The sequence below is a fragment of the Hydrogenimonas cancrithermarum genome, from assembly GCF_030296055.1.
GTDB lineage: Bacteria > Campylobacterota > Campylobacteria > Campylobacterales > Hydrogenimonadaceae > Hydrogenimonas > Hydrogenimonas cancrithermarum.
Genome location: NZ_AP027370.1, coordinates 800,100 through 812,585, shown reverse-complemented (window position 1 = coordinate 812,585; position 12,486 = coordinate 800,100). Strand labels below are relative to the sequence as shown.

At 51.5% G+C, this 12,486-nt stretch carries 11 protein-coding genes; 9 read left to right on the top strand and 2 right to left on the bottom strand.

Going from position 1 to position 12,486, the window contains the following annotated elements; genetic code table 11:
* Nucleotides 1-3 precede the first annotated feature (3 nt).
* Nucleotides 4-1,953, top strand: coding sequence for a methyl-accepting chemotaxis protein (locus QUD54_RS04140; protein ID WP_286337697.1), 1,950 nt, complete (start codon nucleotides 4-6; stop codon nucleotides 1,951-1,953).
* Nucleotides 1,954-2,137: 184 nt separating this feature from the next.
* Here QUD54_RS04140 and msrB read toward each other — a convergent pair whose 3' ends face one another.
* Nucleotides 2,138-2,533, bottom strand: coding sequence for a peptide-methionine (R)-S-oxide reductase MsrB (gene msrB / locus QUD54_RS04135; protein WP_286337696.1), 396 nt, complete (start codon nucleotides 2,531-2,533; stop codon nucleotides 2,138-2,140).
* 151 nt (nucleotides 2,534-2,684) lie between these two features.
* Between msrB and pckA the strand changes: the two genes are divergently transcribed.
* Both pckA and QUD54_RS04125 read left to right on the top strand, forming a co-directional pair.
* The gene (pckA, locus tag QUD54_RS04130) at nucleotides 2,685-4,265 is read left to right on the top strand and encodes a phosphoenolpyruvate carboxykinase (ATP) (protein ID WP_286337695.1); all 1,581 of its coding nucleotides are present in this window, start codon (nucleotides 2,685-2,687) and stop codon (nucleotides 4,263-4,265) included.
* Nucleotides 4,266-4,321: 56 nt separating this feature from the next.
* Nucleotides 4,322-5,152: an SDR family oxidoreductase gene (locus tag QUD54_RS04125; protein ID WP_286337694.1), complete on the top strand. Its 831-nt coding sequence runs from the start codon at nucleotides 4,322-4,324 to the stop codon at nucleotides 5,150-5,152.
* A 3-nt stretch (nucleotides 5,153-5,155) separates the two neighbouring features.
* On the opposite strand, the gene QUD54_RS04120 is transcribed toward QUD54_RS04125, so the two are convergent.
* On the bottom strand, nucleotides 5,156-5,575 hold the full coding sequence (locus QUD54_RS04120) for a hypothetical protein (protein WP_286337693.1): 420 nt from the start codon (nucleotides 5,573-5,575) through the stop codon (nucleotides 5,156-5,158).
* A gap of 124 nt (nucleotides 5,576-5,699) precedes the next feature.
* Here QUD54_RS04120 and QUD54_RS04115 point away from each other — a divergent pair, with 124 nt between their 5' ends.
* The 6 genes from QUD54_RS04115 (at nucleotide 5,700) to QUD54_RS04090 (ending at nucleotide 12,485) form a co-directional block, all read left to right on the top strand.
* Nucleotides 5,700-6,302, top strand: a complete 603-nt coding sequence (locus QUD54_RS04115; protein WP_286337692.1) for a TetR/AcrR family transcriptional regulator — start codon at nucleotides 5,700-5,702, stop codon at nucleotides 6,300-6,302.
* Nucleotides 6,292-7,173 carry an NADH-quinone oxidoreductase subunit B family protein gene (locus QUD54_RS04110; RefSeq protein ID WP_286337691.1) on the top strand — a complete coding sequence of 294 codons (882 nt, stop codon included), beginning with the start codon at nucleotides 6,292-6,294 and terminating at the stop codon, nucleotides 7,171-7,173. Before QUD54_RS04115 ends, QUD54_RS04110 begins: the two co-directional genes overlap by 11 nt.
* Entirely contained in the window at nucleotides 7,163-8,473 is a 1,311-nt protein-coding gene (locus QUD54_RS04105; RefSeq protein ID WP_286337690.1) for a nickel-dependent hydrogenase large subunit, read from the top strand. The genes QUD54_RS04110 and QUD54_RS04105 overlap by 11 nt, the downstream gene beginning before the upstream one ends.
* Nucleotides 8,474-8,707: 234 nt before the next feature.
* Nucleotides 8,708-9,943, top strand: coding sequence for a hydrogenase small subunit (locus QUD54_RS04100; RefSeq protein WP_286337689.1), 1,236 nt, complete (start codon nucleotides 8,708-8,710; stop codon nucleotides 9,941-9,943).
* Nucleotides 9,943-11,673, top strand: a complete 1,731-nt coding sequence (locus tag QUD54_RS04095) for a nickel-dependent hydrogenase large subunit (RefSeq protein ID WP_406600573.1) — start codon at nucleotides 9,943-9,945, stop codon at nucleotides 11,671-11,673. The genes QUD54_RS04100 and QUD54_RS04095 overlap by 1 nt, the downstream gene beginning before the upstream one ends.
* Nucleotides 11,674-11,783: 110 nt before the next feature.
* A complete protein-coding gene (locus tag QUD54_RS04090; protein WP_286338004.1) occupies nucleotides 11,784-12,485 on the top strand; it encodes a cytochrome b/b6 domain-containing protein in 702 nt (233 codons plus the stop codon).
* Nucleotide 12,486 lies beyond the last annotated feature (1 nt).

The following is a 12,486-nucleotide window of genomic DNA, read 5'->3' as shown; positions in this document are numbered from 1 at the left end:
AAAATGTTCAAAAATCTTAAAATCGGCCAGAAGATCCATATACCGTTGATTCTTTCGATACTCGTCGCGACCGGGATCATCGTGGTCAACTCCTATCACTCCATCCAGAATATACGAAAAGATGTCTTGGCGAAAGAGAAGAGAGCGCTTTCGACCTATTTTATGCAAAAATACGAAGCGAAGAAGCAGGTGGGCCTGACCAACGCCATCAATCTTGCCAACAACCTCTACGTCATCGAAGCACTGAAAGAGAACAACAGAACTCTCGCTATCACAGGGTTGTCGAAGATCGATGACGAATTCAAGAAATACACCGATTTCAAAAATATCAAGATCCATGTCCATACCGCCGACCTACACTCGTTCCTCAGGCTTTGGAAACCGGAAAAGTATGGGGACGACCTGAGCGGTTTCAGGAAAACCATCGTATCGGTCAAAGAGAACGAGGTACCTCTCGTAGCCATCGAAGTCGGACGAGCGGGCTTGGTGCTGAGGGGTGTGGCACCGGTGATCGAAGCGCATCGATATCTTGGAAGCGTGGAGTTTATCCAGGGGCTCAACTCTATTTCGAAAACCGCGAAAAAAGATGGCATCGACATCGTAACGGTCATGGACAAGCGCTTTTCCGACATCGCGACGTTTTTGAAGACCCGGGAAACCTTGATGGGAAGGTACGCGGTCGTGACGAAAAAGGATGCGTTCGACGGGAAGTTCGTTGCCGATCTGGCGGGTTTGAAAAAACTCGAGCCCGTTTTCAAAAGCCCGAACTACTTCGTTGTCTCTTTGCCGATCAAAGATTTCAGTGGCGAAGAGGTAGGCTATGCGCTGGTTGGAAAGCCGCTCGAAGAGATCGAAAGTGTCATCGAACATACCTCCAATGCCTTGATCGTTCAGCTCGTCATCATGCTGCTCGTCGATTTCGTCATGCTTGCCATCTTGATCGTGGTCATCTCCAAGACGGTAGTGAAGCCGATCGGAGAGTTGAATCGACGAATAGGGGATCTTGCACATGGCGAAGGTGACCTGACGCGGCGCATCGATGTGCGGACGAACGACGAAATCGGCGAAATGGCCCGATCCATCAACGCTTTTATCGAAAAAGTGCAGAAGATCATCCACTCCATGAAACTATCCATGGAGCGGGCGGTCCAGGTGACGGAGACGATCGAAGCCGGCTCCGACGAAATTATGAGAACCGTCGAAGCGCAGAATCGTCTGGTGCACGAAACGAAAGTATTGGCGGACGGGATCAAAAACGATCTTCGAGTCGCGGGTGCATCGGTCGCCGAAACTTCCAAAGATGTGGAACAAACCTATAGGACACTCGATCACATGCAAAAGACGCTGAGGCAGATGGCGTCGAAAATCGTCGAGGATGCGGGTGGTGCGAAAGAAGTTGCGCAGAACGTGACCTCTTTGGCGGACCAGACCAATCAGATCAAGGATGTCATCGCCATCATCAAGGAGATTGCGGACCAGACCAACCTGTTGGCGCTCAATGCCGCTATCGAAGCGGCACGGGCCGGTGAACATGGGCGCGGATTCGCCGTCGTCGCCGATGAGGTACGTAAACTCGCGGAGCGTACACAGAAGTCGTTGACGGAGATCGACGCTGCGGTTTCCGTCATCGTCCAAGGTGTCAGCCAGGCGAGAGACGAGATCGATTCGATGGCCCAGAATGCGGAGCTGGTGACCGAAACGACGGAGAAGGTCGTTCAGGAGACCGATAGGACGATGGCGTGGATCGAAGAGACGATCGATCTTTCGCAAAAGGCGGAGAAGGAGACCCGCCAGATCGATCACGATCTGAGCGATCTTGTAGAGAAAAACGAAGGATTGAGCCAGGAAGCGAAAACCACGGAAGAGTTGGCGTGCAAACTCGAAGCGATATCGAAAGAGTTACAGGAAGTGACCGAATCGCTCAAAAACGAGATGGACAAGTTCAAGGTGTAGTGTGGAAGATGGAAGATGGAAGATGGAAGATGGAAGATGGAAGATGGAAGATGGAAGATGGAAGATGGAAGATGGAAGATGGAAGATGGAAGATGGAAGATGGAAGATGGAAGATTACGTTAAAAACGGTTTGCATCAAAATTTCCGCTTACCTTTCCACTCCTCACTCCTCACTTCCCGCTCCTCACCCCCTCGGTTCGAATTTCAGACAGACCGAATTGATGCAGTAGCGCAGTCCCGTCGGGGGCGGGCCGTCGGGAAACACGTGGCCAAGGTGGGCGTCACATCGGGCACAGGTCACTTCCGTGCGTAACATCCCGTAGCTTCTGTCTTCTTGTTCTTCAACGGTATCGGGTGTGATCGGACGTGTAAAACTGGGCCATCCGCTTCCCGAATCGTATTTGTCTTTGGAGTCGAAAAGAGGAGCGTCGCAGCAGACACAGTGGTAGACTCCGTCACCTTTGTGGTTGTAGTATTCCCCTGTAAATGCCGGTTCCGTCCCTTTTAGCCGGCAAACCTCGTATTGAAACGGTGTCAGTTCCGCTTTCCATCTTTCGTCCGATTTCATGATTTTTTCCATGGCGTCCGTTCCTCACTCTGTTTCCGTTATTTTTTCATAAAATCCACAAAAAAAGAAAGTTTTTTCGTAATAGTGCCGTAATTTTTGTTTCATCAAAGAAAGAAAGAGTAAAATTACACTATAAAAACATACCAACATTGGAAAAGGTACTATGACACCTAAGGGACTCGACCAACTGGGACTTGAAAATATCGGTAAGGTTTACTACAACCTTGACTACGATGAAGTTATCCGCCATACACTTGAGCGGAAAGAGGCGAAATTGACAAAAAGCGGGGCGACGACCGTCGATACGGGCATTTTTACCGGTCGAAGCCCGAAGGACAAATATTTCGTCAAGCAGCCGCCGAGTGAAAAATATATCGCCTGGGGCGATATCAACCAACCGATCTCCAAAGAGATCTTCGACGAACTTTTCGAAATCACAAAAAAACAGCTTTCGGGAAAAGATCTTTATATTACCGACGCCTATGTCGGCGCCAGTCCGAGCAGCCGCCGTTCGATCCGTGTAATCAGCGAAATCGCATGGCAGGCTCATTTCGTCAAGAATATGTTCATTCGTCCGAGTGAAGAAGAGTTGGAAAACTTTCTACCGGATTTTACGCTTTACAACGCCTGTCAGGTCACCAACAAAAAATGGAAAGAGCATGGCCTAAACTCCGAAGTCTTCGTCGTTTTCAACATCGAAGAGAATGTCGCGATCATCGGAGGGACATGGTATGGTGGAGAGATTAAAAAGGGTATCTTCACGATGATGAATTACTGGCTGCCTCTGGAAGGCAAGCTTTCGATGCACTGTTCGGCCAATATCGGGAAGGATGACGATGTCGCTCTCTTTTTCGGTCTCAGCGGCACGGGAAAAACGACACTTTCGACCGATCCGAACCGACGCCTGATCGGCGACGATGAGCATGGCTGGGACGAAAACGGCGTCTTCAACTTCGAAGGGGGTTGCTATGCCAAAGTGATCAATCTCGACGCCGAGAGTGAACCGGAGATTTACGGTGCCATCAGAAAAGGGGCGCTGCTCGAAAACGTGGTCGTAGACGAAGAGGGCAATGTGGATTATACCGATGGGAGCAAAACGGAAAATACCCGTGTCAGCTATCCGATCGAGCATATCGAGAACCATGAATGCACTTTGATGGGCGGCCATCCGAAAAACATCATCTTTCTCTCCGCCGACGCGTTCGGTGTCTTGCCTCCGGTCAGCAAGCTGACCAAAGAGCAGGCGATGTACTACTTCCTCAGCGGCTACACCGCCAAAGTGGCCGGTACCGAGCGCGGCATCACCGAGCCGGTCGCGACTTTCAGCGCCTGTTTCGGAGAAGCGTTCCTGCCGCTGCATCCAACCGTTTATGCAAAATTGCTGGGTGAAAAGATCGATGAACACGGCGTCAATGTCTATCTCGTCAATACGGGCTGGACAGGCGGACCGTACGGAATAGGGCACCGTATGAGCATCAAAGATACACGCGGATGTATCAACGCGATTCTCAGCGGGGCGATCAATGCGAGTGAATTCGAAACGCTTCCGATTTTCAACCTTCAGATTCCCAAGACGCTCGAAGGTGTCAATACGCAGGTACTCAACCCTATCAATACATGGGAAGACAAAGAGGCCTATATGGATAGCCTTAAAAAACTGGCATCGATGTTTCAGAACAATTTCCATCGCTACGACGACGCCAGCAGCGAGTTCAACTTTTCCGCTGCAGGTCCACAGCTTTAATCTCCGCTTTCCGCCTCTTTCGAGGCGGAAGTTCCTCTGTTAAATTTAAATAATTCATGAATTCCAGCAAGAGTGTTTTGATTACCGGTTGTTCGAGCGGTATCGGCCATCACTGTGCCCATGCGCTTCTTGGTGCCGGCTATCGTGTGATTGCGGCTGCCAGAAAAGAGAAGGATGTCGAGCGTTTGAAAGAAGAGGGTTTCGAAGCGTTGCAGCTCGACCTTGACCGATCGGATTCGATCGATCGTGCCGTAGAGCGTTTACACGCTTTGACGGACGGAAAACTCTATGCGGTTTTCAACAACGCAGCATACGGCCAGCCCGGCGCGGTGGAAGATCTCAGCCGGGAGGTACTGCGCAGACAATTCGAGACAAACCTCTTCGGGACACATGAATTGACGGTCAAACTGCTCCCGATGATGATAAAAGCGAAAGAGGGACGAATCGTTCAAAACTCTTCCGTTCTGGGATTTGCGGCGATGCGTTACCGAGGAGCCTATAACGCCAGCAAATTCGCACTCGAAGGGCTCAGCGATACACTGAGGCTCGAGCTCGAGGGGACGGGTGTGCATGTGAGTATCATAGAGCCCGGACCGATTCGAAGCCGCTTCAGAGCCAATGCGTTGAAAAAATTTCTTGAAAACATCGACATAGAAGAGAGCCGGTTGTCGAACCTGTATGAAAAGAAGCTGAAACAGTTGCGAAGCAGTGAAGATGCGCCGTTTACGCTTGGCCCGGAAGCTGTTGCCCAGGCATTGCTGCATGCGCTTGAAAGCCCGTCACCCAAAAGAAGATACCGGGTAACTTTTCCCACCCACCTTTTTTACTGGCTGAAAAAAATCCTACCCGATTCGATGATGGATTGGATGTTGCGTAAGGTGGAGTGAGGCTTAATACCAGAGCCCCAGCTCTTCGAGCACCGCTTTGATATCGAAGTTGAAAAAGAGCATTTTGTTTTCGTGCTCTTCATAAAGAAGTACGTAGATTTTTCCGGATGTTTCATTGTAATAAGGATCGCTCAGGAAATATTTGTCGCGTTTCGTCGTAATGTATCGGAGGAAAGAGCGGCGGTTCAAACCCTTTTTCTCGTTGTTTATATGGTCTTTGTAGATATTGGGAGATTCTTGAATGCAGTCGTCGTTCACCACGTAGGCGACCATCAGATGAGGTGTCTCCTTGACCACTTTTTTGAGGCCTTCGAGCGAATAGTCGTCTTTTTCATGCTCTTTGAGCAGTTCGATCAAATAGTTTCGTATCTTTTCACGCTTTTCGCAATAAATCTCTTCGATCTTTTCAAGTTCTTCGGTCACACACTATCCTTCTTCGATCACTTTTTTTGTATTATACCACTGATTGAACCGTTTTATTCAGCCTTTTTCGCTTCTTTTTGCGACAAGCGCCTATTTGGATGAAAAGTTGGATAAAATTACATTTATGGATAAATTGAGTAAAAAAGAGAAGAGAAAAATCGAGATTATGCTGACCGCGCTCGAGCTTTTCTCCAAAAATGGATTCTACACGACAACGATTCCTGATATCGCAAAAAAGATGGATATGAGTGTAGGAAACCTCTATAACTATTTTTCTTCCAAAGAAGAGCTCGCGCAGGAGATCATTCGGTATGTATCGGCGCTGCTCGGTGAAAAAATTCATCTCATCAACAATACACAGGTATCGACGAGAGAGAAGATTCTCGAAATCGTGAAGATCTATTTCAACCTCTGTGTCGAACAGCCACAGCTGATCGAGTATTTTCTCCGTGTCTATCTCGCCAATCGCGAAGTCTTCACCGACGGATGCGAAGGGATGATCTGTGTCGCGCCGTTTGTAACCGAGATCATGATCTTTTTCGAAGAGGGTGTTCGCAAAGGGGATTTGAGAAACCAGGATTTCTTCAGCGCTTTCGGACTTTTTATGGGCTATCTCGGTGGTATGGCGTTTCTAAATGGAGAGAAGATGCTTCCACGGGCTATCGAGAGCTATGTGGAAGAGATCGCCGAGAATATCTACCGTGCCCTCAAGAGCGATGCGGCCTAAAGTTCTGTGGCTTCAGGGAATTACCTGCAACGGCAACAGCCACTCGTTTCTCAACGCAACCGATTTCGGATTGCTGTGCGAACAGTTCGACTTCGTGCATCATCCACTTTTTCCGACGAGCGTCTCCTTGGAAGATGTCGCTTCGAAACGTCTCGATGTCGATATTCTCATCGTCGAGGGTGCTGTTCGCCGAACCGGCTTCAAACGCGCAGGCGTCGAAGTTTTCGAGTTGATCGAACATTATGGCGCAAAAGCGGAGCATATCGTATGTGCCGGTAACTGCGCGGCGTTTGGCGGTATCTTCAGGCAGTACGATCCCGAGGCAATTGGGGGGATGGTGTTTCGAGGTGACAAGGAAGAAGGGGTATTCGAAAAGTTCGCCCATAAAACCGTCAATCTGCCCGGATGCCCGCTCCATCCGCAGTGGCTGGCCTATACGCTTCGGATGTTTCGAAGCGGACGTGAAATCCGGCGGGACAAACTTCTTCGCCCGCTCGAACTTTACGCCTATACCGTCCACGAAGGGTGTCTGCGAAACGAGTATTTCGAATGGAAGATCGATGCCGAGTCGTTTGGCCGAAAAGAGGGGTGCCTCTTTTACGAACAGGGGTGCCAGGGGCCCTTCACACACGGAAGCTGCAACAAGATCCTCTGGAATGAAGTGAGCTCCAAAACACGTGCCGGCATGCCCTGCATCGGGTGTACGGAACCGGATTTTCCTTCAAGCGGGCTCTTCGAGACCAAAACGCTGATGTCGATTCCGGCCAGGCTGCCGCTGGATGTGCCGAAACGTGCCTATCTGACACTGGCGGGAATGGCGAAAGCCTTCAAGATACCGCGTCTACAGAAGAGGAAACTGGATGAAGATTGAGAGGCTGATCGAGAGGATCGAGGGGGAGGCGACACTGTTGTTCGAACGTGAGGGTGACGGCTCCATACGGTTTGCCGAGATCGTATTTCCCCACTTTCGCGGTATGGAGAAGATTCTGGAGCGCAAAGAGGCGCTCGATGCCCTGGCGATCACGCCACGGGTCTGCGGCATCTGCGGCCATGCCCATCTGATGGCGACAGTCCGAGCACTCGAGTCGTGTTACGACAACGCCGGATATAGAGTGCAGATTTCGTCCAAAGCGGAGACGATCCGGGCCTTGACGTTGGCGCTCGAGATGGTGCAGAACCATTTCAAGTGGTTCTATCTCACACTGCTTCCTTCGGTTCCCGGTTTCGAAACGAATCGTGATGCATCTCTTTTGGCGGTTCACCGGGCCGCTTCGCTGTGTGCCAAGGCGATCGCCCATTTTGCGGGGCAGTGGCCGCATACATCCTATGCCCTGCCGGGTGGGGTGATGTGTGATCCGACACATTTGGAACTGATGCAGGTGGAGTCGCTGATTTCGCGTCTTTGTGAAATTTTCGAATCGACACTTCTTCATGCACCGCTCGAAACCGTTACGCAGATGTCTCAGGTTGGCGAACTTTTCGAGTGCGAGGGTGACCTGCCCGCGCTTTTGCGCCATTTCCAGAGAGCGGGATGGGAGCGGTTCGGGCAGAGCCACGATCGTTTCATCGTCCTCTCCGAGCATCTGCTTGGGCCTTCCGGCAAGGCGTTGAAGACACGTTTGGCGTCGGTCGACCTCGAAATGGTCGAGGAAGGGCAGCCAACTTCGCCCCAGGGATACACCAACCATGCCAAACCGGTACGTTACAAAAGCGACCTATACGAAGCGGGCCCACTGGCCCGCGCGATGGTGGCGAAGCAGCCGTTGATCCGTCAGATGCACAGAAAGTACAAGGATGCGTCGATGACACGTATCGCCGCCCGCGTCGTTGAAATCGCCGCGTTGCTGCAGCGGTGCAGAGAGTCGATCGGTGTGATCGACCTGAACGAACCCTCCTACATCGAACCTCCCGTCAAACTCTCCGACATCGAAGCGGTGCAGGGGCGTGGCACGGTCGAGGCGGCACGCGGATCGCTGATACACTCGCTCCGCCTTCGGCGCGGAAAGATTTTACGCTACTGCATCGTTACGCCGACGCAGTGGAATCTGGCCAACGGAACGCCCGAAGATCCAGGTGTCGCGCAAAAAGCGATGGTCGGCCTGCCCGATGAAACCGCTGCCGAAGTCGTTTTCAGAAGCTTCGACGTCTGCTCCGTCTGTACGACACAGTAGTTAAAAACGATTTTCGGCGCTGAAAACCCTTGACAGCCTTGGATGGCGTCACTATCGTTCCATCTTCCATCTTCCATCTTCCATCTTCCATCTTCCATCTTCCATCTTCCATCTTCGGATTGGTCCCAAAAGTATATAAGACTCAAATTTTTTAATCCGGATTTCATCCTGTTAATATCAATTTAAGTTATTCTTCCTTATCATAGTGAATGATTATTCACTCGGAGGTGATATATGACGGACAAAAGAGAGGCGGTGAAAAAACTCTTTACCGCAAAGAGTTCGCGGGTCGAAACGAACAAAGGTGATGTCTACTATCAAAGACTCTATGCCCAATGCAAAAAACGGATCGAAGCGCTTAAAACGCTCGAACCGTTCGGGAATAAACTGGAACTTCAGGATCTTCTCTCCGAAGAGGGTGTCGACCGCCGTGATTTCATGAAATGGGTGAGTGCCACCACGGCGATGCTGATGTTGCCGAGTTTCTTCGAACCGCTCGTCGCGGAAGCGGCGGAAGTGATGAACCGCGTACCGGTCATCTGGATCGAACTTCAAGATTGTGCCGGCAACTCCGAAGCTTTTATTCGAAGCGACGGGCCGAAAGTGGACGAGATCATTCTCGAGATCATCAGCCTCGAGTTCCAGGAGACATTGATGGCGGCGGCGGGCCATCAGGCCGAGGCGCAGCTGCACGATGCGGTCGAGACTTTCAAAGGCAAATATCTGCTCTTTGTCGAAGGTTCCATTCCCACGGCGATGAACGGTTTTTACGGAACGATCGGGCCGAGTGGCGAGACATTCGAAGAGCATCTCACGCGTCTGTCGAAAGATGCAGCGGCCATCGTGGCCGTCGGCAGTTGTGCCACATTCGGTGGGGTGCCTGCGGCTGCACCCAACCCGACAGGTGCGAAAGGTGTCATGGATATCGTCAAAGGCAAACCGATCATCAACATTCCTGCCTGTCCGGCCAACCCGGCCAACATGGTGGGCGTCATTCTCCACTATGTTCTGACAGGCCAGATTCCGGAGCTCGACTCTTTGTTGCGACCGAAGTTCGCTTTCGGCTACCGTATTCACGACAACTGCGAGCGCCGTGCACACTTCGATGCCGGCGAGTTTGTCGAAGAGTGGGGCGACGAGGGAGCGAAAAACAACTTCTGTCTCTACAAAATGGGATGTAAAGGTCCGATGACGTTCAACAACTGCTCCATCGTACGCTACAACGAAGGAGTCAACTGGCCGATCGGGGTCGGACGCGGATGTATTGGCTGTTCCGAGCCCGACTTTTGGGATAAATATGCCTATGAACGCCCGATGGCCGACGCCAACATCAAAGCGCCCACGGGCGGTGTCGAGAAGACCGTCGACGAGTTTGGTCTGGGCGTCTTGACCGCAACCGCCGTGGGTATCGGTATCCACGCCGCAGCCAGCGCATTGGCAGGAAAGAAATCTGATGAGGGAGAGAAGTGATGAGCAAGCATATCGTAGTTGACCCGATTACCCGAATCGAGGGACACCTCCGAATCGAGGCGGTGATCGACGATAACAATACCATCGTGGATGCCTACAGTTCATCGACGATGTTCCGCGGGATCGAGACGATCCTCAAAGGGCGCGATCCACGCGACTGTGGTCTTTTGGCGATGCGTATCTGCGGTGTCTGTACCGGTACGCACTATCAGCGAAGTATCGAAGCGGTCGAGCATGCATTCGGTGTGACGATTCCAAAAAACGTGCGTTTGGTGCGCAATCTGATCCAAGGGGCGCTTTACCTGCACGACCATGTAGTCCACTTCTACCATCTACATGCACTCGACTGGGTCGATATCACCTCCGCGCTCGAGGCCGATCCGAAGAAGACGGCTGTAGAAGCGCGCAAGTGGGCCAATGTGGCAGGGGAATATCCCTGGACCGATAGTGAAAGTGAATTTGCACAGGTACAGGAGCGTGTGGCAAAGTTTGTCAAGCAGGGACGCCTCGGCATCTTCGGTAACGGTTACTGGGGCAACAAACACTACAAATTGACGCCCGAGCAGAACCTCATCGGTGTCACCCACTACCTGCAGGCACTCGATCTGCAGCGTGATGCGGCGAAGATGATGGCGATCTTTGGCGGAAAGAACCCGCATCCGCAGAGCATCGTTGTCGGTGGTGTGACCTGTGTACAGGATATCCAGAACCCGGCACGTATCGCACTTTTCAAAGATCTGCTGATGAAGTTCAGGAAGTTTATCAAGCAGGCCTATCTTCCGGATGTCTACATGGCTGGTACGATGTATGCGGACGAGGCGCTCGACGGTACTGGAGGCGGATTGAAGAACTATATGGCCTATGGTGGATTCCGACTCGACGACAATCCGATGTACAAGGGTGCGATGCTTTTCCCGAGCGGGATCGTACTGGACGGCGACCTGAGCAAGGTGATCGATTTCGACCCCGAAAAGATTGCCGAAGACGTCACCCATGCATGGTACAAAGGGGACAAACCGCTTCATCCGTTTGACGGTGTGACCGATCCGGAGTATACAGGATTCGGTAAAAAAGAGAACGGTATCGCCTATCTCGATACGAAACATAAATACAGCTGGATCAAATCTCCGATCTACGACGACAACCGTGTCGAAGTAGGACCGTTGGCGCGTATGGTGGTCGGTGTGGCCCGCGGTGACAAGCGTATCGGCGAATATGTTACGCGCTTCCTGAAAAACGGCAACCTGCCGACGAAAGTTCTCTTCTCGACGGTCGGGCGTACGGCGGCGCGCGCGATCGAGACGGAGATGATGGCGGACATCATGGTCGAGTGGACGGATGAGCTGGCGAGAAACGCCGCTGCCGGCGATCTTTCGACCTGGACTGAATTCGACTTCGACAAAGTGAGCGAAAACGCCAAAGGGTACGGCCTCGAGGAAGCACCGCGCGGTGCACTCGGACACTGGGTGCGCATCGAAAATGGCAAAGTGGTCAATTATCAGGCGGTCGTTCCGTCCACATGGAATGCGGCACCGCGTGACTACAAAGAGCGGAAGGGTGCGTACGAAGCGAGCCTCATCGGTATCAAAGTGGCCGATCCAGAGCAGCCGCTCGAGATTCTTCGAACTGTTCACAGTTTCGACCCCTGTATCGCGTGTGCTGTGCATATCGTCGATACCAAAGGCAAAGAGCTTGGCGTCTACAAGGTCGATACAAGCTGCTCTATCTAAGGAGGTCGCATGAAACACTCATCTTATGAGAGTTTCTCTCGCCGAAGGCGTAGCTTGAGTGAGAGGAATTTCTTTGGGGACTTGTTCTCAAAGAAAGGAGATTTAAAATGATGAAATCTGGATATAAAAAAGTCAAAAGGATGACCGTCACGGGGCGGACCATCCACTGGATCAATGCGTTCTCGATTCTGGCGGCGGTCATTACGGGGCTTTACATTGCACACCCTTATTATCAGACCTTTATCGCCGATCCGGCGGTCGACAAATATGTGATGGCGTGGAATCGATGGGTTCACTTCATCTGTGCGATCATTCTGGACGTTACGTCGATCGTCATCGCCTATCTCTACTTTTTCAGCCGGTTCGAAAAGCCGTATAAGAAGTTGATTCCTACAGGGAAAAATATCAAAGAGTTCGTTGAAGTGCTATTGAACCTGTTGACGCTCAATCGCCGAAAAAATTTCGATTCGAGCCACAACGACAGTTTTAATATCGTCTACTTCACAATCATGCACCTGTTGCTGGCCTGGATGCTTTTGACGGGTCTGCAGCTTTATGTACATGGGCTCGAGTCAGGGCTGAGTTCCATCGGTAACTGGTGGCCTGCGATGCTTCACCTCGTGACCGACTGGACGATTCCTGTGACCGGCGGTACACTGATGGATGTGCGTATCTCACACCACTATACGATGTGGTGGATCGTCGCGTGGGTTATGTTCCATATCTACTACCAGGTTTGGCGTACCATCTACTGGCAGGAAGGCGATATGGCGATCGTCTTTGGCGGATCGAAATTTAAAAAAGAGGAGTGAG

Bases quoted from the DNA above. Each gene is read 5' to 3' on its own strand.
- QUD54_RS04125 (WP_286337694.1), top strand. From the start codon at position 4,322: ATGAATTCCAGCAAGAGTGTTTTGATTACCGGTTGTTCGAGCGGTATC.
- QUD54_RS04115 (WP_286337692.1), top strand. From the start codon at position 5,700: ATGGATAAATTGAGTAAAAAAGAGAAGAGAAAAATCGAGATTATGCTG.
- msrB (WP_286337696.1), bottom strand. From the start codon at position 2,533: ATGGAAAAAATCATGAAATCGGACGAAAGATGGAAAGCGGAACTGACA.
- QUD54_RS04090 (WP_286338004.1), top strand. From the start codon at position 11,784: ATGAAATCTGGATATAAAAAAGTCAAAAGGATGACCGTCACGGGGCGG.
- QUD54_RS04140 (WP_286337697.1), top strand. From the start codon at position 4: ATGTTCAAAAATCTTAAAATCGGCCAGAAGATCCATATACCGTTGATT.
- QUD54_RS04105 (WP_286337690.1), top strand. From the start codon at position 7,163: ATGAAGATTGAGAGGCTGATCGAGAGGATCGAGGGGGAGGCGACACTG.
- QUD54_RS04100 (WP_286337689.1), top strand. From the start codon at position 8,708: ATGACGGACAAAAGAGAGGCGGTGAAAAAACTCTTTACCGCAAAGAGT.
- QUD54_RS04095 (WP_406600573.1), top strand. From the start codon at position 9,943: ATGAGCAAGCATATCGTAGTTGACCCGATTACCCGAATCGAGGGACAC.
- QUD54_RS04110 (WP_286337691.1), top strand. From the start codon at position 6,292: ATGCGGCCTAAAGTTCTGTGGCTTCAGGGAATTACCTGCAACGGCAAC.
- pckA (WP_286337695.1), top strand. From the start codon at position 2,685: ATGACACCTAAGGGACTCGACCAACTGGGACTTGAAAATATCGGTAAG.